We start from the raw sequence: 22821 nt of genomic DNA, 5'->3' as shown, positions 1-22821 counted from the left end.
GTGGGCGGCTGCGGGGAGAGCGCACTCCCCGGTCCGCACGGAGCTTCAACCGGTCCGGCCGCCATCTCGACCACGGATTCCGTGGCGGGGACAGCGGCCGGTTGAGGAAAGCGAGGCCGCCCTCTCCGGTGATCATCTCACCGGAGAGGGCGACCGGGTGTCACTTCGGCTGGGCCGGGGACTCAACCTTGATCTTGCCAGAGATGATGTCCTGCTTCAGCGCCTCGACCTCGGCCTTGAGGCCGGCGTCGATCTTGCTGTCGAAGTCGTGGTACGGGGCCAGCGAGACGCCGTTGTTGGCCAGCGTGCCCATGAAGCCGCCGGTCAGCAGGGTGCCCGGGGTGCCGGCGGCCTTGGTCACGGCCTCCTTCACACCGTCGGTCGAGTTCTTCACCACGGTGGTCAGCATGACCGAGCCGTACTTGGTGGTCTCGAAGCCGTCCGCGTCGACCCAGATCACGACGAACTTGCTACCGGCGTTGGCGGCCGAGCCGAGGCCCGCGCCACCCGCGACCGGGAAGATCACGTCGGCGCCCTGAGCGGCCAGCGTGTCCGACTTCTGCTTGCCCTTGTCCTGCGAGCCGAAGTCGTCGGTGAACAGGCCGTCCTGCTTGACCTTGTCCCAGCCGAGCACCTGGACGCTCTTGCCCTTGGCCGTGTTGTAGGCGGCCACGCCGTCGGCGAAGCCGTCCATGAAGATCGTCACCGGCGGGATCTTCATGCCGCCGTAGGTGCCGACCTTGCCCGACTTCGAGTAGCCAGCGGCCAGGTAGCCGGCGAGGTACGCCGCCTGCTGGGTCTGGAACTGGATCGGGTACACGTTCGCCAGGCCGAGGTTGTCGGCGTCGACGATCGAGAACTGCGTGGTCGCGTTGGCCGTCGCGGCCTTCTTGGTCGCGTCGCCCATCAGGCCGCCAACGGCCTGGATGTACTTGCAACCCTTGGTGACCGAGTTGGCCAGGTTGGGGTCGTAGTCGGCCATCGCCGTCGACGCCGTGTAGCTCGGGTCGATCGCCGGGTTCGCGGCCTTGGCGGCCTGCAGGCCCGCCCAGGACGACGCGTTGAACGAGTGGTCGTCGATACCGCCGGTGTCGGTCACCATGCACGCGCTGTACTTGGCAGCGGCGCTGGTGCCGGTGCCCGGCGTCTCTTCAGTCGGCTTGGCACAGGCGGCTGCGGCGAACGCGAGGCCCGCAGACGCGACAAGCGCGACAATCTTCATCCCACGCACAGGGCGCAAGACGGTCTCCTCTCCCATAAAGACACCGCACATGGTCTTCCATCTTGTGTACAGATGGCGGCACGGTGAACCTCGCCCAGCAACATATCCTTCACATCGCCGTTCGAACGACAATCGTGCAGGGTTGTTGAACGGTCGTTACCCCCGCGTGACCAGGACGTGTAAAGAATCACGAACGAGCCTCGACCAGTCCTGCCGTAAGTGACCCAGCGGGTTACAAACCGGGCATTCGTTCAGGCGCATATCTGCCTGTGACCGGGGTGTGACGTTCGCAACGGGCGCTCGCGTACCCTCGGCGATCGTGGACGCATTGGAAGCAGTACGCCTGGTCCTGCGGTACGCGCACCTGGTCGGCTTCGCCCTGCTGCTGGGCGGCGCGCTGGTGCAGTACTACACGGGACGTATCTACATCAACGCCGTGATGCTGTGGGGCGCGACCATCCAGGTCGTCACCGGCATCGCCCTGGCCGCCCCGCTGGGCCGCGACGTCCAGCCCGACCCGGCCAAACTCTCCGTCAAGGGCGTCATCGCCATCATGATCTTCATCATGGTCCTGATCCCGTACCTCAAGAAGCGCGAGACGGTCAACAAGGGCCACTTCCTCACCATCATCGCCCTAACCCTGATCAACGCCGCCGTAGCCGTCTTCTGGCACTGACCCCTCCCGGCAACGCCAGCCACCCGCCGCACCTCTCCGAAGGAAGGGCACCTTCCCATCGCCCGCGTAGAGGAAGGTGCCCTTCTTAACCCCGGAGCCGTGTGGCGCGCTGCCCTCGGCGGCCATGATCGCCGTTTCAGGTCATGATCTGCGGTTAAACCGCAGGTATTGACCTGAAACGGCGATCATGGCCGGCGGACAGCGCCCCGGAGGGGCGGTCCAGCTCAGTCGCGGGGGCGGCGGGCGCGGAGGGCGGCCTTCACGTCGCGGATCAGGGGGTCGTAGCCGTCGGCCACCTGCTCCGGGCTCGCGGGCAGGACGAGCCAGTCGCCGCCGAGCGGGGCTGCCGGGGTCTCCGCGCAGTCCACCGCCACCCGGTGGTCCGGCCAGGCCAGGTCGAGCCGCACCGCCGGCTCCCCGTCGCGGGCCAGCACATACTTCACCACCGGCGCCGCCACCCCGGCCAGCACCAGCCGCACCCGCACCCGGCTCTCGTGCGCCCCGCGAGCGCTGGAGTCGACCAGCTGCGCGGCCTTCAACAGCCGCCCCCAGCCGGGCTTGCCGATCCGGGCCTGGGCGTACTCGACCAGCGCCCCGACGCTGACCGCGCCGCGCGCCACCATGACGTCGAGCAGCGCCACCGCCTCCACCACGTCGAGCCAGCGGGCCAGGTCCCACCCGGTGCGCTGCGGCGTGGTGACCCGGATGCCGTCGACCCGGCGGGTCACGTCCTTCTCCGGCACGGGGCCGCGGTGCACCAGGATGCCCGCCATCGGCCCGAACCGGCCCGGCGTGAGGATCTCCACCGACTCGTCCGGCGCGTACGGCGCGCCGTACAGGCTGGCGGCGGAGCGGCCGGCGATGACCCCGTCCTCGGGCAGCAGGAAGTCGCTGACGGCCAGGCAGCGCAGGCGGTGGGTGATGGTGAGGTCGCGGTCGGCGTACACCCCGCGGAACAGCGGCCGCCAGGCGGAGCTGCGTAGTTGGGCACGGGTGAGCAGGCCAGACTCCAGCGCGTCGGCTCCCCGGAAGATCCGGCGGGCGAGCGCTTCGGGGCGCAGCGGCGGCTTGGGCACGGGCGTCAGCGTAAGACCCCGGTCCACGCGATCTTGCGTGAGTCGCGGGGGCGACACGCCCGAAAAGGACATATCTTCAAGCCATCGCGCGAATTTCTCATGATTACACGGCGTGTCGACACGTTTACGGCACGTGGCGACGTTTTACGGCAAGTGGCGGCACACGGGGTCGAACCGCGTGCCGCCACCGCCTGTCAGCGGGGTGGCTCCAGCCGCCATACGCGCAGGGCCGGACCGTCACCCGGCAGGGTCAGCCGACCCGTGCCGTCCGGTTCAAGGTCCGTAGCAGCGAAGACGCCGGCAGCCCGCGCGCCGAGGGCAAGTGAGACTTCCTCACCGGCCGCACGCGAGGCCGCCACCAGAAGTGCATTGTGCTCGAATTCCCGCAGGTAGACCATGGTATCGCTGGTCACATAAAGCCAGCGCAGCCCGCCGTGACGCAGCGCGGGCTCGGTGGCGCGCAATCCGAGCAGCTCGCGGTACACCGCCAGGGTCTGCTCGTCGCGGTCCGCAGGTCTCGACCACGGCATCGGGGTGCGCGCGTTCTCCCCGTTCCAGCCGGTCAGGCCGAACTCGCTGCCCGCGTACACCATGGGGGTTCCCGGCAGCGTGACCTGCAGGCCCAGCGCGACCACCTGCCGCGCCGCGGAGCCGGTGACCGTGCGGACGCGGGCCGAGTCGTGCGAGTCCAGGATGTTCCACGAGTGCACCAGCGACCGCCAGGACACCCGCGCCGCGAACGCCCGCATGGTGGCGTACGCGGCCACCCCGTCCCGGCTCGGCACGTCCCCCGGCGTGCCGAAGAAGTTGGGGACGCCCGGTGCCTCGCCGCGCAGCCAGGCCCAGACGGGGCGGGTGAAGCCGAGGTAGTTCATGGCCCCGTGCCAGCCGTCGCGGTCCAGGTCGCCGGTGGCGTCGTGCATGTGCTCGCCGACCAGCATCGCGTCGGCGGGCAGGGCGCGCCGGATCAGCGCGGCCACCTCGTGCGCGTCGTCCTGCGCACCGCGGCGGCCGGTCATGTTGGCCACGTCCACCCGCCAGCCGTCGAAGTAGGCCAGCCAGCGTCGCAGCACCGCGGTCATCCGCTCGCGGACCAGCGGGCTGGCCCAGTTCAGCTTCGGCAGGGTCGTCACCCCGCACCACGCCTCGTATCCACCGGTCCCGGCGTCGAAATAGAACATGTCCCGCTCCGGAGCGTCCACGTCGGAGGCGGCACGGGTGAACCACTCGTGCGCGTCGCCGCAGTGGTTGGCGGTGATGTCGCCGATCAGCCGCATACCGCGCGCGTGCACGGCCTCGGCCAGCCGGGCCAGCGCCGCGTCCCCGCCCAGCAGCGGATCGACCTCGTCGAACGTCGACGCGTCGTAGCGGTGGTTGGACCGGGCCGGGAAGACCGGCGTCAGGTAGACGGTGTTCGCCCCGAGCGCCTGGAGGTGGTCCAGGTGTTCGGCGATGCCGTCGAGGTCGCCGCCGAAGAACTGCTCGGAGGTGCCGGGACCCTGCCCGATCACCTCGTCGCGGTCCCACTCGCGGGGCAGCGCCCAGTCCGGCAGGTCCAGCGCCGCCAGCGGTTTCGCGTCCGCCGCGCGCGCGAACCGGTCCGGGAAGATCTGGTACAGCACGGCATCGGCGGACCAGGCCGGGGGTGCGTCGTACGCCACGGCCCGGAAGTCCGTGTCGTCGGGCACCTCATGCCCGACCACCCCGCCCGCGGTCAGCCAGTACGTGTCCCCGCTGCTGGTACGCAGGTGGAACCGGTAGTTCGTCACCGGATTGCGCGCTGTCAGCTCCGCCCGCCACCAGACGTCGCCCGCCCCGTACCCGGCGACCGCCGTGCCGGTCCGCTCCGCATCGACCTCGGCGGCGGCGAAATGCGGCTCCCCGTCCGGCGTGCTCCGTACGTGCACCGCGTCGACCCCCGCCGCCGCAGGCACCCGCACCCATACGGTGACCACGTCACCCAGCCCCGGCGCGGAGTCCGAGACATACAGCGCCGAACCGTCGTGGTGCGGCTGTTCGATGAGACGCATTGTCGCGCCATCCTTCCGTCTTCAGAGGATGTCGACGTTTCAGCCCGCAGTCCCGTCACCGGAACCCGAGGTCGCGACACTGCTTGCCTTGCCGTCCCGGCGCGCCGCTCCTGAGGTGCACGAGCGGCGCGCCGGGGCGTCAGCCTTTGACCGCACCGGCGGTCAGGCCGCTGACGATGTACTTCTGGAGCCAGAGGAAGAGGCTCACGGTGGGGATGGCCGTCAGGAGGGTGGCGGCGGCGAACATGCCGAAGTTGGCGTCGCGTTTGTCGGTGAGCATGCCGTACATGCCCACTGCCAGGGTTTTCGCCTCGGTGTCGCGGAGGAAGACGTTGGCGATGAGGAACTCGTTGATCGTGCCGATGAAGGAGAGCATCGCCGTCACCGCGAGCACCGGGCCGACCAGCGGCAGGATGATGCGGAAGAAGGTCTGCACGTGCGACGCGCCGTCCATGGTGGCCGACTCGTCGATCTCCTTGGGCACCGTGTCCAGGTAACCCTTCATCAGGTACGTGTTCACGCCGAGCGCGCCGCCCAGGTACAGGATCAGCAGGCCCCACGGCCTGTTGAAGCCGAACGCCGGGTACAGCTCGGTGACGTCGGTGAACACGATGAAGATGGCCACGATCGCGAGGAACTGCGGGAACATCTGGATGAGCAGGATGGACAGCAGGCCCACCCGGCGGCCCCGGAACCGCATCCGGCTGAACGCGTACGCCGCCGCCACGCTGATCAGCAGGCCCGCGAAGGCCGAGATCAGCGCGATGACCACCGAGTTCAGGAACCACTGGGCGAACGGGTGGTCGCCGGTGAGCAGGTCGTGGAAATTGGACAGGCTCGCGCCCTCCGGGATGAGCCCGGTCGAGCCGAGCGTGCCCAGCGGGTTGATCGCGGCGGAGACCACGAACACGACCGGGAACAGCGCGAACGCGCACACCAGCAGTACCACCGCGTAGCGCCAGCCGACCTCTCGGAGCCACTTCACGAGTACACCTCCTCCTGCGCCCGGCTGCGCCAGAACGCCACCGTGGAGACCGTGGCCACGATCGCGAAGATGAACACCGAGATCGCGGCGGCGAAACCGAAGTCGGCCACGCCGGAGTCGAAGCCCGCGACCCGGTACGTGTAGCTGATCAGCAGGTCGGTCGCGCCGACGGTGCTGTTGTCGATCGCGTACGGCCCGCCGTTGGTGACCAGCTTGATGTTGTTGAAGTTGTTGAAGTTGAAGCCGAACGACGAGATCAGCAGCGGGGTCAGCGCCACCAGCACCAGCGGCAGGGTGACCCGCCGGAACCCGGCCCACGCGGACGCGCCGTCGATGCGGGCCGCGTCGGTCAGCTCCCGTGGCACGGCCTGCAGCGCACCAGTGATCACCAGGAACATGTACGGAAAGCCCATCCACAGGTTGATCACGATCAGCCCGAGCCGGGCCGTAGTGGGCGTGCCCAGCCAGTCGTGCACCCCGAACAGCTTGCTGATCAGGCCGAAGTCGGTGTTGAACATGTCCCGCCAGATCAGCAGCATGGCGAAGCCCGGCATGGCGTACGGCAGGATCAGGACGATGCGGTAGAACTTCGTGCCGCGTACCCGGGGCGAGTGCAGCGCCAGCGCCACGATCATGCCGAGCGCGAACGTGGTCGCGACCGCGCTGATCGCGAAGACGAAGTTCCAGACCAGCACGTTGAGGAAGTGCCCGGAGATGGTCGGGTCGGTCAGCGCCCTGGTGAAGTTGGCGAACCCGACGTCGACCTTCCAGCCCTGGTCGAGGTGCCTGCCCTCGCTGTCGACGAAGTAGCCCTCGACCTCGTCGGCCACCCACCGGCCGCCGCTCGGGCTGGTGACGCAGTCGCAGGCCGCGTCGTAGGACTTGTCGGCCTTGCCCTCGAACGCGCGGCTCAGGCCGGTGGCCTTGACCGCGCCGCCCGCGGTCGGCACCGAGAACGCCGAGATCTCCGCGTCGCGCTCGGCCGCCTGCGCGGTCGGGACCAGGGTGTATCCGGCCGCAGACAGCACCTTGCCGGTCAGCGACACCTCGGCCCCGTCGACCGGGGACAGGCCGTCGGCCGTACCCGCCTGGACCGCCTTGGTCGCCGGATCGACCAGCAGGAAGACCATCTCGCCGTCGCGCTCGGCGATGGTGAGGTAGTACTCCGGGGAGCCCGGCACCTGGGTCACCGAGCTGGTCTCGATGGCCCGGATCGCCTCGGCCTTGGTTCCCCGGTGCCCGTCGCCGAAGTTGGTGAACGCGGTGACGAAGGTCAGCACGATCGGCACGATGGCGAAGGCGAACAGGAAGATCGTGCCCGGCACCAGGTACTTCGCCGGGATGTGGCGGGGCGTGAGGTAGAGGTAGGCGACGAGCGCCGTGACCACGCCGACGACGGCCAGGGCGGTCCACGCCTCGGTCTGGATCAGCGGCGGGAGCGCGTAGATCAGCAGTGCGGCGACGATGCCGAGCACGGCGATACGCGACACGATGAAGCCGGTGGACAGTTCGCGGGTGCGGCCGACCTGCTCCGCCTTACCGCGCCGCCCACCCCGGGATCGCTGGTCGGGGGCCTGCCCCGGGTGCGGGGAGCCCGTGCTCCCCGCACCCGTCACCTCGGTGGTCATGAGGCAGGACTACTTGTTGATCTCGGCGGTGATGGCCTTCGCGGCGGCCTCGGCCGCGGTCTTGGCGTCGCCGCCCTTGACCACCGCCACCTCGGCGTTGGCCATCGGGCCCCAGATCGCGCCCATGGCCGGGATGGCCGGCATCGGGATGCCGTTGGCACCGGCCAGCACGAACTTCTCGGCGTTCGGGTCGAGGCTCTTCACCGCGTCGGCGGCGGCGGTCAGCGCCGCGGGGCGCGGGTCGGCCTTGTAGAGCGCCAGAGCCACGTCCTTGTTGGTGACGTAGTTGGCCACGAACTCCTGGGCCAGCACCTTGCTCTTGCCCTTGGCCGCGACGTAGAACGCCTGCACACCGAGGAACGGCTTGGCCTGGCCACCGGCGGCGAAGCCGGGGACCGCGGTGATGTCGTACGCGAAGCCGGCCTTCTTGACGTCGTTCATCGACCACGGGCCGGAGATCAGGAACGCGCACTTCTTCTGCACGAAGCTCGGGATGCCGTTCTCGTTGCCGATCGAGGTCTTGATCGCGCCCTCGCCCTTCTCGCCGAGCGCCTTCATCTTCTCCAGCGCGGCGATCGACTCGGGGGTGTTCACAGTGACCTTGGACGGGTCCGGGTCACCGGAGGCGGTGCTGCCGAACAGCGAGCCGCCGGCGGCCGAGAACAGCGGATACGTGTGGTACACGTCTCCCGCCGCGCCGAACGGCACGCACAGGATCTCCTGGACCTTCTTGGCCGCCTTGAGGTCCTTGCCCGCCTTGATCAGGTCCTCGATCGTGGCGGGCGCGGTGGGCACCAGGTCCGTGTTGCGGATCAGGGCCACGTTCTCCATCGCGTACGGCGCGCCGTAGATCTGCCCGTTGAACGTCACCGCCTTGATCGCGTTCGGGTGGAACGCGGCCTTCTGCTCGGCGGTCAGCTGCACCGGGTCGATGGCGCCGTTCTGCACCATGTTGCCGATCCAGTCGTGCGCGCCGACCATGATGTCCGGGCCGCTGCCCTGCTGCGAGGCGGTGATGAAGGTCTGCTGCTGGTTCTCGCTGATCTCCTTGACCTCGACCGTCACGCCGTTCTCCTTGCCGAACGCCTCGGCGAACGGCTTGAGCACGGGGGCGCGGGTCGGGTCGGTCCACAGCACGAGCTTGCCGTTGCCCTTGTCCTTGCTGGGGGTGGCGGCCGGCTCGCCGGATCCGCCGCAAGCCGCGACACCGAGCATCAGCAGCCCGGCGGCGGCGATCACACCCGCGGTACGGATGCGCATGAGCACTCCTTCGAGAAGGGTCACCCAGGTGACCCGGGGGTGACCGCGACGGGCGAATCCACGCGCCCGAGCGGCCGAGAGGGGTCGACAGAATCACCGCTTCTGGAAGGCCTTCCAAAAACGGTGACGCACCACAGCACCCCGTTGCCGGGGTTGTGATCCGTGTTACGGAGTTTGTTGCCGGGAGGTTAGCAAGCCTTTGCAAGCAATGGAAGACCTTGCAACGTGCCCATATCAACATCCGGCTGTCTTCGGCTAGAGTGCCGCCATGCGCGCACGACTCTCTGACATCGCCCAGCAGGCGGAGGTGAGCGAAGCCACCGTCTCCCGGGTGCTGAACGACCGTCCCGGCGTCTCCGCCGACACCCGGCAGGCCGTGCTGACCGCTCTCGACGTGCTGGGCTACGAGCGCCCCGCCCGGCTGCGCAAGCGCAGCGCGGGCCTGGTCGGCCTGGTGGTCCCGGAGCTGGACAACCCGATCTTCCCGGCGTTCGCCCAGATCATCGAGACGACCCTGGCCCAGCAGGGCTTCACCCCGGTGCTGTGCACCCAGACCCCCGGCGGCGTGACCGAGGACGAGTACGTCGAGATGCTGCTCGACCGGCAGGTCTCCGGCATCGTCTTCGTCTCCGGCCTGCACGCCGACTCGACCAGCGACCCCGAGCGCTACCGCAAGCTGCTCGCCCGGCCGCTGCCGATCGTGCTGGTCAACGGGTACGCCGAGAACATCGAGGCGCCGTTCATCTCCTGCGACGACCGCGCCGCCGGCGAGCTGGCCGTGGCCCACCTGGTGGCACTCGGCCACAAGAAGATCGGCCTGATCTCCGGCCCCGACCGCTACCTGCCGGTCCAGCGCAAGATCGAGGGGTACCGGGCCGCCATGCGCCGCCTGCTCAACCTCACCGACGCGCAGATCAACGAGATGATCTCGCTGTCCCTGTTCGGCGTGGAGGGCGGCGACGCCGCCGCGTCGCGGCTGCTGGACAAGGGCGTGACCGGCTTCGTGTGCGGCTCGGACCTGATGGCGCTGGGCGCGATCCGCGCGGTGCGCCAGCGCGGCCTGCAGGTGCCCACGGACGTCTCGGTGGTCGGCTACGACGACTCGCCGCTGATCGCCTTCACCGACCCTCCGATGACCACCCTGCGCCAGCCCGTCCGGGCGATGGCCGTGGCGGCCGTGCGTGCCCTGGTGGACGAGATCAAGGGGCACCCGGCGCCGCACTCGGAGTACATTTTCCGTCCGGAACTGGTCGTTCGGGGGTCCACCGCCGCCCACAGCGGCTGATCCGGCGGACCCGACGTTCCCCGACGCCCCGGCGGACGGTCACGTTCGGTCAGTATGACGATTGAAACTTTCTGAAATCCTCTGCTTGACTCTTGCGCAACTTGCACGACATCCTTCATGGGTCCTCGCGGCGTTCCTAGCCCGCGAGACGCTCGCTCCTGGAGGAAAACATGCGCCGCAGCAGCCGCGCCACCGCCGTCGCCGGCACGGTGGACGTCGCGCTGCCCGGCCGCCGTGGCATGGGCGGCGAGAAATCGCTCTCTCGGCCGCCCGCGCCCGCCTCCCGGCCCGCTGAGCAGCGTGTCTCCTCCCCTGCCAGCGGCCCCGCTCCCCGCTCGACCGACAGCCCGCGCAGCCGCTCATGCGCCACCCCTGGAAAGGACTGCCAGTGACCACGCAGGCAAACGACGACTGGTGGCGCGATGCCGTCGTCTACCAGATCTACCCGCGCAGCTTCGCCGACGCCGACGGCGACGGCACCGGTGATCTGCAGGGCGTGCGCGGCAAGCTGCCGTACCTGCGCGAGCTCGGGGTCGACGCGATCTGGCTGAGCCCGTTCTTCACCTCGCCGCTGGCCGACGGCGGCTACGACGTCGCCGACTACCGCGACGTGGATCCGCGCTTCGGCACCCTGTCCGACTTCGACGACATGATGAAGGACGCCCACGCGCTGGGCATCCGGATCATCGTCGACCTGGTCCCCAACCACTCCTCGGACCAGCACGCCTGGTTCCAGCAGGCGCTGGCGGCCGCGCCCGGCTCGGCCGAGCGCGAGCGGTACATGTTCCGCGAGGGCCAGGGTGAGCACGGCGAGCTGCCGCCCAACGACTGGGAGTCCATCTTCGGCGGCCGGGCCTGGACCCGCGTGCCCGACGGCCAGTGGTACCTGCACCTGTTCGCCCCCGAGCAGCCCGACCTGAACTGGGAGAACCCCGAGGTGCGCGCGGAGTTCCGCGACGTGCTGCGGTTCTGGCTGGACCGGGGCGTCGACGGGTTCCGCATCGACGTCGCCCACGGCATGATCAAGGAAGCCGGGCTGCCCTCGGTCGGGCGCTCGTCCGACGACGGCGGCCGCCAGGTCGAGATGCTGGGCAGCGAGCGCCTGCCCTACTTCGACCAGGACGGCGTACACGACATCTACCGCGAGTGGCGGCCCATCCTGGACGCGTACCCCGGCGGCCGGATGGCCGTGGCCGAGGCGTGGGTCGAGTCCCCGGAGCGGCTGGCCCGCTACATCGGCCGCGACGAGCTGCACCAGGCCTTCAACTTCGACTTCATGATGGCCGACTTCGACCCCGCGTCGTTCCGCGCCATCATCGACAAGTCGCTGGCCGAAGCCGCCCTGGTCGGCGCCCCGACCACCTGGGTGCTGTCGAACCACGACAAGTTCCGCCACGTCACCCGGTACGGCGACGGCGAACTCGGCCTGCGCCGGGCCCGCGCGGCCACCCTGCTGATGCTGGCGCTGCCCGGCTCGGCCTACCTCTACAACGGCGAGGAACTGGGCCTCAACGAGGTCCTGGACCTGCCCGACGAGCTGCGTGAGGATCCGTCGTTCCTGCGTACCGGCGAGAGCCGCGACGGCTGCCGGGTTCCGCTGCCCTGGGGCGGCACGGCGGACGAGGGCTTCCGGTTCAACCCGGACGGCCTGGGCACGCCCTGGCTGCCGCAGCCCGCGAAGTGGGAGGCGCTGACCGCGCAGGCGCAGGAGTCCGACCCGGACTCGACGCTGAACTTCTACCGCGCCGCGCTGCGCCTGCGCAAGGAACTGCCCGCCCTCGGCGGCGGCACCCTGACCTGGCTCGACGCTCCCGAGGGTGTACTGGCCTTCAGCCGCGACCCCGGCACCGTGGTCGTCGTCAACATCACCGACCACCCCCTCGACCTCGCCGATCTCAACCTCACCGGCGACGTCCTCCTCACCAGCGGCCCCCTCCACCCCGACGGCCACCTCCCCCCTGACACCACCGTCTGGCTCACCGCCTGACCCCCACCGCCCACCTCGGCCCCGGGCCCGGCCCCGGGTCGCAAGTCTTAAAGAGTCGCGCCCTCCGGACCTTCCGGAGGGCGCGACTCTTTAAGACTTGCGGCAGAGGGGGGCGGCGGGTGGGTGTGGGGGAGGGGGATCGGGCGGCGGGGTGGTGTGGGGGTCGGGGAGGATGAGGGGGTGGCGGGTGTGGTGGGGTGGGTGCAGCGGACGACCGAGGTCGTCGGCGCACGGTATGACGCGCTGGTGGACAGCGCGCGCAAGCGGTCTGCCGCGTTCGACCACCTGTGGCGGATGAAGGAGCGCTACGCCGACGTGCTCGCCGGGCGGCTGGCGGCGGCCATCGCCTACTACGCCTTCTTCGCCGCGTTCGCGCTGACCATGGTGGCGTACGCGGTGCTGGTCAAGGTCTTCTCCGGTAACGCCGAACTGGTGGCCGACGTGGACCGGTTCCTGGTCAACTACTTCCCGGCGGTGAACACCGAGCAGCTGCGCACCGCGGCCGGCTCCATCGGGACCGTCGGCCTGATCAGCCTGGTGCTGGCCGGGATCGGCTGGGTGGACGCCTGGCGCTCGTCTCAGCGCGCGATCTGGGGGCTGGACCAGCACCCGGGCAACTTCCTGGTGCTGCGGCTGACCGACTTCGGCATGCTGCTGGCCCTGGGTCTGCTGATGGGCGTCTCGCTGACCGCGATCGACGGCCTGGCCGCCCTGTTCGACCTGCTGCCGGGCACCAGCGGCGCGTTCTGGCTGATGGTCAGCATCCTGGCGGTGAAGATCCTGGTCAACGCGATGATCGGGTTCGCGCTGGTCACCGTGTTGCCCCGGGTGCACATGACCCCGCGGCGGCTGCTGCCCGCGATCGGCATCGTCGCGGTGGGCCTGACCCTGCTCAACGAGTTCGGCCGCTACTTCGTCCAGCGCACCGAGAACAACCCGGCGTACGTCGCGGTCGCCGCGTCCGTCGGCCTGCTGCTGTACCTGTACCTGTTCAACCAGATCGTGCTGTGGGCGGTCGCCTACGCGGCCACCTCCTCCCGCGGCAAGGTGTTCGACCTGGCCTGGGGGCGGCCGCGCAAGCACCACCTGGAGTGGATCCCGCCCGGCGACATCGCCAGGGCCGAAGCCGAGGCGGTCCGGGCCGAGACCGAGGACGACACCGCGGAACGGGCTGCCCGGCTGGAGGCTCCGGACGACTCCGACGCGCCGGATATGCCGAAGGCCCCCGAAAAGCACCGCGAAGCTCGATGATGGTCGCGTGGGTGCACTCGTGACTTTGGAGCTGCCGGCCGGATCGCCGCAGCTCGACCTTCCCTGGATCATCACTTTCGGACCGCTCGACGACGACGAGGAGTGGGAGCCGGTCGTCTGCGGGCCGTACGAGCGCCCGCACGCGCTCGCGCTCGCGCAGCATGTCGTGGCCGACGAGGACCTGATGGCGGTGGTCGAACCACTCCTGCCGGCGACCTCGCTCGAACAGATCCGCGCGGAGATCGCCAACGCGCAGGACCTGGCCGCGCAGGAGGCCGACGAGATCGACGACGTACTCGACGACGACGCGGACGACGATGACGATCATGACCACGACCATGACCACGACGACCACGTCGTCGAGGCCCCCAGCGCCGCCGACCTGAAGGCGGGCTTCGCCCGCATCTCCGCCCGCCTCACCGGCTCCTGACGCCGGACGCTCCTGAACCTTCCGGGAAACCGCACGATCGAGTGGCTCGATTCGTGCGGTTTCCCCGAAACTGCAGGTCTTGGCGCGCGGAAGGCGCCGGGGTGCCGGGTGGAGCGCGCCGGGCAGGCCGGAGCGTCAGCCCCGCAGGGGGTAGGCGCGGATGGGCTGCCAGCTGCCGCTGCCGTTGTGCTCGTAGCGGGTGAAGTGGTCGACGTCGAAGCGGGCCGAGTAGTCGGCCATCCGGTCGAAGACGTCGTCGAGGGCCGGCTCCGGCACATCGTGGCCGATGGTGACGTGCGGGTGGTACGGGTGGGCCAGGTCGCGGGCCAGCGGGCCGGTCCGGATCGCACCGGCGAGCTGCTCGCACTCCCCGATGCCGGTCGCCAGCGCCACGAAGACGACCTGGCTGACGGGCCGGAAGGTGCCGGTGCCGCGCAGCTGGATGGAGAACGGCGCGCACCGCTGCGCGACGCCCGCCAGCAGCTCGTCGATGTCGCGGTCCAGTGCGGCGGAGACCGGCAGCATGGTCGGGCCGAGCAGGGTGACGTGTGAGGGGATCAGCGCCGCGAGCGGGTCGCCGGTGGAGGCGCGGGCCGCGTCGAGTTCGGCACCCCACGGTTGCGGGATGCCGATCGCGATACCGATGGTGCGCTCCACCCACGCCTCCAGGTTGAACTCGCCGTTGCTACCGGCCCGCGGGGGCCAAGAAGCCGATCTTGTCGTAAACCGTAGCCAGCGTCGGCACCGAGACGGTACGGGCCTTCTCGGCACCGATGACCAGCAGTTTGTCCAGTTGCGCCGGGTCGCTGAGATACTCCTCGGTGCGCTGCTGGAACGGCGTCACGAACTCCACCACCACCTCGGCGAGGTCCTTCTTCAGGTCACCGTACCCCTTGCCGGCGTACGCCTCGACCAGCTCGGGGATCGGGCGGCCGGCCAGCGCGGAGTAGATGGTCAGCAGGTTGCTCACGCCCGCCTTGGCCTCGGGGTCGAAGACGATGTCGCGGCCGGTGTCGGTGACCGCCGACCGGATCTTCTTGGCGATCTTCGCGGGCGGCTCCAGCAGCTCGATCAAGCCGTTGCCGGTCGACGCCGACTTCGACATCTTCGCGCTCGGATCCTGCAGGTCGAGGATCTTGGCGGTCTCCTTGACGATGTGCGGCTGCGGCAGGGTGAACGTCTTGCCGAACTGTGTGTTGAAACGCTGCGCCAGGTCCCGGGTCAGCTCCAGGTGCTGGCGCTGGTCCTCGCCCACCGGCACCGAGTCGGCCTGGTAGAGCAGGATGTCGGCGGCCTGCAGGATCGGGTACGTGAACAGGCCCACGCTGGACCGCTCCGCGCCCTGCTTGCTCGACTTGTCCTTGAACTGGACCATCCGGCTGGCCTCGCCGAAGCCGGTGATGCAGCTCATCACCCAGCCGAGCTGCGCGTGCTCGGGCACGTGCGACTGCACGAAGATCGTGCAGCGGGCGGGGTCGAGGCCCACGGCCAGCAGCTGCGCCACGCTGACCCGGGTGCGCTCGCGCAGCAGCTGCGGGTCGTGCCCGGCGGTGATCGCGTGCAGGTCGACCACGCAGTAGAAGGCGTCGTGCGTCTCCTGCATGCCCACCCAGTTGCGCACCGCGCCCAGGTAGTTGCCCAGGTGGTACGAGCCGCCGGTCGGCTGGATCCCGGAGAGCACCCGGGGCTTGCTGTGCTGGGTCGCGTCGAAGGACATGGTCGCCATTCTCCCATCCGAAGGTTCCGGCCACGAACCTGGGAACCGGCAGCCGGTGGCGCGACTCACTACAGTCGCCGAGACGAGGGACCGGGGAGAGCATGACCGCGCAGGACGAGCTGGGTGAGCTGTACCACGCCGGGTACCGCCGGCTGGTGGCGCAGGTCTACGCGTTCACCACCGACCTGACCGAGGCACAGGACGCCGTCCAGGAGGCCTTCGCCCGCGCGCTGGCCCGGCGGCACGGCCTGAGCGATGTGGACGCGCCCGAGGCCTGGCTGCGCACCGTCGCGATCAACGTCGTACGCCGCCGGTGGCGACGCCGCCAGCTGCTCGACACCATCCTGCTGCGGGAACGGCCGCTGACCCGGGTGACCGCGGCCGCGCCGGAGCCCGACAACACCGATCTGCGCGACGCGCTGGCGACCATCCCCAGCCGGTATCGCGAGGTCATCGTCCTGCACTACCTCGCCGATCTGCCCCTGGGCGAGGTCGCCGAACTGCTGGAGGTCCCCGTGGGCACGGTCAAGTCACGGCTCTCCCGGGGCCGGGACGCGCTGCGGGGGCTGCTCGACGACGTCGAGGCCCCACCGCTGGCGCAGGTGCAGGTCCGCGCGGGCCGGATCAAGGCCCGCCGCCGCACCGCGCAGGCCGCCAGCGCCGCCGCGGTGCTGCTGATCGCCGCGGTGGGCGTCTTCCAGCCGTGGCGGCCACAGCTGACCCCCGACCAGACCGCCGCCTCGCCGTCCGCGCCGGTCACCGCCCCGCCCGCACCCGTGTACTCCGGCGCGGGCCTGGTCATCGACGGCATCTTCAACCCCGCCACCGCCCCGGACATCCCAGGCTCCATCACCGAGTTCGAGCTCGGCGGCTCCACCGGCTGGCTGCGTACCGCCTGCACCAGCCGCGAGCTGCCGACCTGCGCGCCCGCCTTCGCCCGCACCGCCGACGGCGGCCAGACCTGGCAGGTCGTCACCGACCCCGGCGTGAAGCCGCCCACCGCGCCCGGCGACCCCGGCTTCACCGTCACCTGGGTCGCGCGCGGCCGCACCCCGTCCGGCCTGTCCTGGGCGGGCGGCGTCGACGGCGGGACGGCCTACCTCGCCTCGACCGCCGACGGCGTCCGGTGGCAGCGCCACGTCCTGCCCGGCGCGCCCGACGCGGACCGCGTCACAGCCACCGTGCGCGGCGAGGACGTGCTCGCGTTCGCCCTGAAGAACAACAAGATCATCGCCGTGTACGCGGGCCGCGTGCCGGTACGCGTCTCCGACGGCGCCGGCTTCACCCCCCTCGGCGAGCCCGTCTACCTCCCCGACGGCCGCATCCTCACGGCCGGCCCGGAGAGCCGCTTCTACCTCAGCACCGACCTCGGCGCCACCTTCACTCCCGCAGGCGGCACCCTCCCCACGGTCGGCCAACTACGCGCCACCTCCGACGGCTACGTCGCCCTGGACCTGTTCCGCGCAGGCTGGGTGGCCATCTCCCCCAACGGCCTGACCTGGCACAAACTCCCCATCCGCTAACCACCCCACCACCCCACCGCACCGAAGGAAGGGCACCTTCCCAACGCGCCTGCCAGTGGTGATCGCTGCTTTAGGTCGGAATGTGTGGTGAGACCTCACTTTTTCACCGCAAACGGCGATCATCAGCCGCCGCCCCGCGCGGGTCAGGCGAGGTCGGGCAGCGGGGTGGGGTCCACCGGAAGCGGGTCGGCGGGGGTCAGGTCGACCGGGATCAGCCGGACCCGGGCGACCCGGCGGCCGTCCAGGGCGAGCACGGTCAGCCGATAGGCCTCCAGCGTGGCGCTGTCCCCGACGGCGGGCAGCCGTCCCAGGGCGCTCATCAGGAAGCCGCCCACCGTCTCGTACGGCCCGGCGGGCAGCGTGATCCCGGTGCGCTCGGCGAAGTCGGCGAGGTTGATCATGCCGTCGACCTCGTCCGGCGCGGGACCGCCCGGGGCCTGGGCCGAGGGGGTCTCGTCGTACTCGTCGTGGATCTCCCCGACCAGTTCCTCGATCAGGTCTTCGAGGGTCACGATGCCCGCGGTGCCGCCGTACTCGTCCACGACGACGGCGATGGTGTGCCGCTCGCGGCGCATCTCCGACAGCGCGGCGAGCACCGGCTTACTCGCGGGCAGCCGCTTGACCTCGCGGGACAGCTCACGCACCGAGCGCTCGGGCCGCTCGTCCCAGAGCAGGTCACGCAGGTGCACGAAGCCCACGACGTCGTCGTGGCTGCCGTCGGCGATCGGCAGGCGGGTGTGCCCGGCCTCGCGGGCTTCCGCGATGGCCTCCGCGACCGTCATGGCCGTCGTGAGGAACCACACCTCGGTGCGCGGCACCATCACCTCGCGCAGCGTGGCCGCCGAGCGCGACAGCGCCTTGCTGATGATGTGGCGCTCCTCCGGGTCGAGAGCGGTGTTCACGGCGATCAGCTCGCGCAGCTGGGCCTCGGTGATCTGCTCACGCCCGGCGGTCGCCTCGACCCCCAGCACGCGGCTCGTCCAGCGCGTCAGCGCGTCGGCGGCCCGTACGATGGCCGGTGCCACGGCACGGGCCACCCGCCCGGGCGGACGTAACCGGGGCTCCCGGCGGCGCGGCTCACGACCATGGGTATCCCGCTGGCGGGGGGTGTTCTGCCGAGGCACGGACATGGGCGCATATTAGCGTTCCCGGATTACCGGCCCCGCATGACGAGCGCCACGGCCAGCCCTGCGACCGCGATTTCCGGGATTTCGCGGGTGCCCGACGGCAAGCCGACAACCCACCCGCCGACGTTGAAGCCTGTTGCTTTATGTTTGAATATGATGAGATAGCGATACGACACGACCGCCACGGCGCGGGCTACGCTGGCCCGCACGAGCAGTTCGAGGAGCGTCTTACATGAAGGTACTGGTCACCGGGGGCGCCGGATACGTCGGCAGCGCCGTGGCGCGGCTGCTCGTCGACGCCGGACACGAGGTCGTCGTGCTCGACGACCTGTCCCGCAACGACGCCTCCCAGGTGCCCGCCGAGGCCCGCCTCGTGCAGGCGCGCATCCACGACACCGCCACCGTGCTCACCCCCGACGCCGGGTTCGACGCGGTGCTGCACTTCGCCGGGCTGATCGCCGCCGGCGAGTCGATGGCGCAGCCCGAGCTGCACTGGGACAACAACACGGTCGGCTCGCTGGCGCTGCTCGACGCGATGCGCGCCGCCGGGGTCAGGCGCCTGGTGTTCTCCTCGACCGCGGCCACCTACGGCGACCCGTCCGAGCTGCCACTGACCGAGACCGCGACCACCAAGCCGGTCAACACGTACGGCGCGACCAAGCTCGCCGTCGACATGGCCATCGCCTCCGAGGCGCACGCCCACGACCTGGCCGCGGTCAGCCTGCGCTACTTCAACGTGGCCGGTGCGCTGGTGCTGCCCGACGGCACGGCGATCGGCGAGCGGCACGACCCGGAGACCCACCTGATCCCGATCGCGCTGCAGGTCGCGGCCGGGCAGCGGGAGAAGCTCGCCATCTTCGGCGACGACTACCCGACCCGCGACGGCACCTGCGTCCGCGACTACATCCACGTCGGCGACCTGGCCCAGGCCCACCTGCTGGCGCTGGACGCGGCGCGCCCCGGCGAGCACCGGATCTACAACCTCGGCAACGGCACCGGCTTCTCCAACAAAGAGGTCGTCGACGCGGTCCGCGAGGTCACCGGCCACCCGCTGCCGGTCGAGATGGCCCCGCGCCGCCCCGGCGACCCGGCCGAACTGGTCGCCTCGTCGGACAAGGCACGGGCCGAACTCGGCTGGGCGCCGGTCAAGACCGACCTGCGCGACATCGTCACCGACGCCTGGACCTTCTTCCGGAGCGGGCTGTGACCATCGACCACGGCGTATGGGCCGCGCCGGGCCGGATCAACCTGATCGGCGAGCACACCGACTACTGCGACGGCTTCGTGCTGCCGTTCGCGTTGCCGCAGCGCACCGTCGTCACCGCGTCCCGGCTCGACCGTCCCGAGTGGACAGTCAGCTCGACGCTGACGGGCGAGACCGTCACCTTCGACCTGTCCGAGCCGGTCACCGGCTGGGCCGCGTACGTCGCCGCCGTCGTCTGGGTGCTGCGCGACGCGGGCCACGAGGTGCCCGGCGCGCGGCTGTCCATCGACTCCGACGTGCCCGGCGGCGCGGGCCTGTCCTCGTCGGCGGCGCTCGAATGCGCGGTGCTGGCCGCGCTGGCCGATCTCGGCGGGCTCGACATCCCGCTGGAGCGGCGGCCGCTACTGGCCCAGCGGGCCGAGAACGCGTACGTCGGCATGCCCTGCGGGGTGATGGACCAGTCCGCCTCGACGCTGTGCCGCGAGGGCCACGCGCTGTTCCTCGACTGCCGCAGCATGGCCACCGAGCACGTCCCGCTCGACCTGGCCGGTCAGGGCCTGGCCATCCTGGTCATCGACAGCCGCGCCCCGCACCAGCTCGTCGACGGCGAGTACGCCGCCCGCCGCGCCGCCTGCGAACGCGCCGCCGCCCTGCTCGGCGTGCCCGCGCTGCGCGACGCGACCCTGGACGACCTGTCCCGGCTGGACGACGAGCTGCTGTTCCGCCGCGCCCGCCACGTGGTCACCGAGAACGCCCGTGTGCTCGACACGATCGCCCTGCTCCGCGAGGGCCGGTTGCGCGAGATCGGCCCGCTGATGACGGCCTCGCACGCCTCGATGCGCGACGACTTCGAGATCACGGTGCCCGAAGTGGACGAAGCCGTCGAGACGGCCCTGTCCGCCGGCGCGTACGGCGCCCGGATGACCGGCGGCGGCTTCGGCGGCTGCGTGCTGGCCCTGGTCGAGGCCGAGAAGGCCGCCACCGTGGCCGAAGCCGTCACGGCCGCGTTCGCGGCCCGCGGCTTCAACCCGCCGACCACCTTCCTGGCCCTGCCCTCCCCCGGAGCGCACCGCCTCTCCTGACAGGTATCACGGGAACGGCGTGCTCGGTTCGGGACGCAGGAGAGTCCCGAAACGAGCACGCCGTTTCGCGAGCACCACTCCCCGGCCCGAGCGGCGAGCGCCGCAGCGGCTCGACAACCTCCACCGTGGCAACGGTTTCCTTCCCGACACCACAGTGGACCGTCTTGCGGGCATGGGGCAGGATGCCGCGCATGGCTTCCGCGGAGCGCAACACCTACCTCGACCAGGTCGTGGCCCAGTCGGCACAACTGGAGCAGGACCTGCGGGTCAAGAAGGCCCCCATGGTCCAGGCCCCGGCACCCGCCGGTGGCGGCGGCGACACCAGCAACCGGGCCCGGCGCAGCGCCGCCGAGGCGGCGACCACCCCGCCCACCGCCGTGGACGTACGCGTCACCGGTTTCGGCCCGTGGAAGACCGTGCTGGTCCCGCCGAACGCGTTCGTGGTGCACACCCGGCGCGGCCGCGACAAGCCGCTGCACCTGGGACTCGGCACGTCTTTCCGCTACCGGTCGGCGACCGACTCCTACCTCGTGGTGCCCGGCACCATGCAGACCATCCTGCTCAACGCGTTCTGCATCTGCCGCGAACTGCAGGGTGTGCTCGTCCAGGCGTACGTTCAGTGGATCGTGCAGGACATCGCCACCGCCTACCGCAAGCTCGACTTCGGCGACGCGTCCGACCCGATGCGGCTGGTCAACCTGCAGCTCAAGGAGCAGGCCGAAGCGGCGATCAAGGACAAGGTCGCCACTATGAGCGTGCACGAGGTGCTCAGCGACAAGCAGCCCATCATCGAGGAGCTGACCGCCCGGCTGCGCGGCGTCGCCGAGGGGGCGGGCGACAGCGACACCGGCCTCGGCCTGCGCATCGTCACCGTGCAGATCAAGGAGGCCGTGGTCACCTCGGCGCGGCTCTGGGAGAACCTGCAGAAGCCGTTCCGCTCCGAGCAGGGCCAGCTCGCCCGGCTCGCCGAACTCGGCGCACAGGAGATCATCACCGGCCGCGAGCTGGCCTCCCAGCGCCTGGACCAGTTGCAGCGCCTGGAGAACGACCGTGAACTCGTCGACCTGAAGGCCCGCAACGCCGCCGCCGCGTTCGACCGGGACGCCGCCGAGCGGCTGCGCCGGGGCGAGCGCGAGCAGGCCGACGCCCGCGCGTTGGCCAGCCAGGCCAGCGAGACCACCCGGCACGAGCTGGAGCTGGAGCAGCAGCGGCACGCGCAGGAGACCGAGATGCGCCGCCTACGCCTGGAACTGGAGCAGACGCTGCAGCGCCTCACCCTCGACCACGAGCTGGCCGTCGCCCGCGACCGTGCCGAGCAGCTGCACGCCGCCGCGCTGCTGGAGCTGGAGCGCGACCGGGTCAGCCAGGACATCGCCAACGGGCGCTCGCCCGAGGCGGTGCAGGCCGAGCTGATCGCGCGGCTCCCGGAGATCGTCGCCAAGCTCCCCAAGCCCGACGAATTGCGTACGGTCAACCTGTCCGGCGCGGACGGCGGCAGCCTGTCCGGGATCGTCGCCGAGCTGGCCGCCGCGGTGACCGCGATCCGGTCGGCGGTGGCGTCGCGCGAATGATCGCCTGGGTGGGCCCGTCCGACGCCGCGTTCGGCGCGGTAGCCGAGCTGTTCGACGACTACCGCGCCCACTACGGGCAGCAGCGGGCGTACGGCGCGACCCGGCAGTGGCTCCAGGAGCAGTCGGACACGGCGGGTATGCGGATCGGCGCGGCCTTCGCCGCCGGACGCCCCTGCGGCCTGCTAACCGTGCTGGTGATGCCCGCGTCGCTGACGCTCGGCACCTTCTGGATGATCCGCGACTTGTACGTCGCTCCCGAGCACCGCGGCCACGGCCACGCACGGGCCCTGCTGGCCGAGACGGTGTCGGCGGCCCGCACCCACGGCGCCCGCCGCGTCGCCCTCCAGACCGAAGCCGACAACACCGCCGCCCTCGCCCTCTACACCGCCCTCGGCTTCGCCCCCGTCGACGGATACACCTCCCTCAACCTCGCCCTGTGAAGACGGCGCACGTCAACGCGCCGACCCTTCACACGCCAAGATCGCTGTTTCGGGTCACATTGTCAGGTGAGACCGCAGGTTAGGACCCGAAACAGCGATCTCCATCGTTTACCGGAGCGTGAGAGCGGGGGGATCGGCGGCGGATAGGCGAAACCGCACCTTCCCGGTGGGGAGGGTGCGGTTTCGGGGTTCGCGCGGTCGTCAGGCGGCTTCGATGATCATGCCTGCGGCGACGGTGCGGTTGGTGGCCTCGTCGATGATGATGAAGCCGCCGGTGGTGCGGTTGCGGCGGTATTCGTCGGCCATCAGCGGGACGGTGGTGCGCAG

At 70.6% G+C, this 22821-nt stretch carries 20 protein-coding genes; 10 read left to right on the top strand and 10 right to left on the bottom strand.

Annotated features, from left to right (window positions below; all coding sequences use genetic code 11):
* Positions 1-160 precede the first annotated feature (160 nt).
* Positions 161-1222, bottom strand: coding sequence for a BMP family lipoprotein (locus HAV40_RS36845; protein ID WP_203671564.1), 1062 nt, complete (start codon positions 1220-1222; stop codon positions 161-163).
* A gap of 328 nt (positions 1223-1550) precedes the next feature.
* Between HAV40_RS36845 and HAV40_RS36840 the strand changes: the two genes are divergently transcribed.
* Positions 1551-1898, top strand: coding sequence for a hypothetical protein (locus tag HAV40_RS36840; protein ID WP_166388956.1), 348 nt, complete (start codon positions 1551-1553; stop codon positions 1896-1898).
* 224 nt (positions 1899-2122) lie between these two features.
* Here HAV40_RS36840 and HAV40_RS36835 read toward each other — a convergent pair whose 3' ends face one another.
* The 5 genes from HAV40_RS36835 to HAV40_RS36815 all read right to left on the bottom strand — a co-directional run bounded on the left by HAV40_RS36835 (position 2123) and on the right by HAV40_RS36815 (position 8877).
* On the bottom strand, positions 2123-2974 hold the full coding sequence (locus HAV40_RS36835) for a hypothetical protein (protein WP_166388943.1): 852 nt from the start codon (positions 2972-2974) through the stop codon (positions 2123-2125).
* A gap of 194 nt (positions 2975-3168) precedes the next feature.
* Positions 3169-5004, bottom strand: a complete 1836-nt coding sequence (locus tag HAV40_RS36830) for a glycoside hydrolase family 13 protein (RefSeq protein ID WP_166388942.1) — start codon at positions 5002-5004, stop codon at positions 3169-3171.
* A gap of 139 nt (positions 5005-5143) precedes the next feature.
* Positions 5144-5989, bottom strand: coding sequence for a sugar ABC transporter permease (locus HAV40_RS36825; protein WP_166388941.1), 846 nt, complete (start codon positions 5987-5989; stop codon positions 5144-5146).
* Complete coding sequence (locus tag HAV40_RS36820; protein WP_166388940.1) at positions 5986-7617, bottom strand: ABC transporter permease subunit; 1632 nt, start codon at positions 7615-7617, stop codon at positions 5986-5988. Before HAV40_RS36820 ends, HAV40_RS36825 begins: the two co-directional genes overlap by 4 nt.
* Positions 7618-7626: 9 nt before the next feature.
* Positions 7627-8877 (bottom strand): sugar ABC transporter substrate-binding protein, encoded by a 1251-nt coding sequence (locus HAV40_RS36815; RefSeq protein WP_166388939.1) that lies wholly within the window; start codon positions 8875-8877, stop codon positions 7627-7629.
* Positions 8878-9145: 268 nt separating this feature from the next.
* Between HAV40_RS36815 and HAV40_RS36810 the strand changes: the two genes are divergently transcribed.
* From HAV40_RS36810 to HAV40_RS36795, 4 genes are all read left to right on the top strand, one after another.
* Positions 9146-10162 (top strand): LacI family DNA-binding transcriptional regulator, encoded by a 1017-nt coding sequence (locus HAV40_RS36810; protein ID WP_166388938.1) that lies wholly within the window; start codon positions 9146-9148, stop codon positions 10160-10162.
* A 361-nt stretch (positions 10163-10523) separates the two neighbouring features.
* On the top strand, positions 10524-12149 hold the full coding sequence (locus tag HAV40_RS36805; protein WP_166388937.1) for a glycoside hydrolase family 13 protein: 1626 nt from the start codon (positions 10524-10526) through the stop codon (positions 12147-12149).
* A gap of 201 nt (positions 12150-12350) precedes the next feature.
* A complete protein-coding gene (locus HAV40_RS36800) occupies positions 12351-13400 on the top strand; it encodes a YhjD/YihY/BrkB family envelope integrity protein (protein ID WP_239086581.1) in 1050 nt (349 codons plus the stop codon).
* 7 nt (positions 13401-13407) lie between these two features.
* Positions 13408-13830, top strand: coding sequence for a hypothetical protein (locus HAV40_RS36795; protein ID WP_166388936.1), 423 nt, complete (start codon positions 13408-13410; stop codon positions 13828-13830).
* A gap of 135 nt (positions 13831-13965) precedes the next feature.
* Here the strand turns inward: HAV40_RS36795 and HAV40_RS36790 are convergent, their stop codons facing one another.
* Positions 13966-14487 carry a 2'-5' RNA ligase family protein gene (locus HAV40_RS36790; RefSeq protein ID WP_166388935.1) on the bottom strand — a complete coding sequence of 174 codons (522 nt, stop codon included), beginning with the start codon at positions 14485-14487 and terminating at the stop codon, positions 13966-13968.
* 28 nt (positions 14488-14515) lie between these two features.
* A complete protein-coding gene (trpS, locus tag HAV40_RS36785; RefSeq protein WP_166388934.1) occupies positions 14516-15547 on the bottom strand; it encodes a tryptophan--tRNA ligase in 1032 nt (343 codons plus the stop codon).
* A 101-nt stretch (positions 15548-15648) separates the two neighbouring features.
* Between trpS and HAV40_RS36780 the strand changes: the two genes are divergently transcribed.
* Positions 15649-17070 (top strand): sigma-70 family RNA polymerase sigma factor, encoded by a 1422-nt coding sequence (locus tag HAV40_RS36780; RefSeq protein ID WP_166388933.1) that lies wholly within the window; start codon positions 15649-15651, stop codon positions 17068-17070.
* A 143-nt stretch (positions 17071-17213) separates the two neighbouring features.
* Here HAV40_RS36780 and HAV40_RS36775 read toward each other — a convergent pair whose 3' ends face one another.
* Positions 17214-18200, bottom strand: coding sequence for a hemolysin family protein (locus HAV40_RS36775; protein ID WP_166388932.1), 987 nt, complete (start codon positions 18198-18200; stop codon positions 17214-17216).
* Positions 18201-18429: 229 nt separating this feature from the next.
* On the opposite strand from HAV40_RS36775, the gene galE reads away from it, so the two are divergent.
* The 4 genes from galE (at position 18430) to HAV40_RS36755 (ending at position 22494) form a co-directional block, all read left to right on the top strand.
* Positions 18430-19404 carry a UDP-glucose 4-epimerase GalE gene (galE, locus tag HAV40_RS36770; RefSeq protein WP_166388931.1) on the top strand — a complete coding sequence of 325 codons (975 nt, stop codon included), beginning with the start codon at positions 18430-18432 and terminating at the stop codon, positions 19402-19404.
* Positions 19401-20483 carry a galactokinase gene (gene galK, locus HAV40_RS36765; protein ID WP_239086583.1) on the top strand — a complete coding sequence of 361 codons (1083 nt, stop codon included), beginning with the start codon at positions 19401-19403 and terminating at the stop codon, positions 20481-20483. The genes galE and galK overlap by 4 nt, the downstream gene beginning before the upstream one ends.
* Positions 20484-20674: 191 nt before the next feature.
* Positions 20675-22054 (top strand): SPFH domain-containing protein, encoded by a 1380-nt coding sequence (locus tag HAV40_RS36760; RefSeq protein WP_166388930.1) that lies wholly within the window; start codon positions 20675-20677, stop codon positions 22052-22054.
* Complete coding sequence (locus tag HAV40_RS36755) at positions 22051-22494, top strand: GNAT family N-acetyltransferase (RefSeq protein ID WP_166388929.1); 444 nt, start codon at positions 22051-22053, stop codon at positions 22492-22494. Before HAV40_RS36760 ends, HAV40_RS36755 begins: the two co-directional genes overlap by 4 nt.
* A gap of 201 nt (positions 22495-22695) precedes the next feature.
* Here the strand turns inward: HAV40_RS36755 and HAV40_RS39270 are convergent.
* Positions 22696-22821 (bottom strand): elongation factor 1-alpha C-terminal domain-related protein (locus HAV40_RS39270; RefSeq protein ID WP_420837242.1); only part of this gene is annotated, 126 nt, incomplete at its 5' end.

Source organism: Catellatospora methionotrophica, assembly GCF_011297335.1.
Taxonomy (GTDB): domain Bacteria; phylum Actinomycetota; class Actinomycetes; order Mycobacteriales; family Micromonosporaceae; genus Catellatospora; species Catellatospora methionotrophica.
This window is presented reverse-complemented; position numbering and strand designations above follow the sequence as displayed.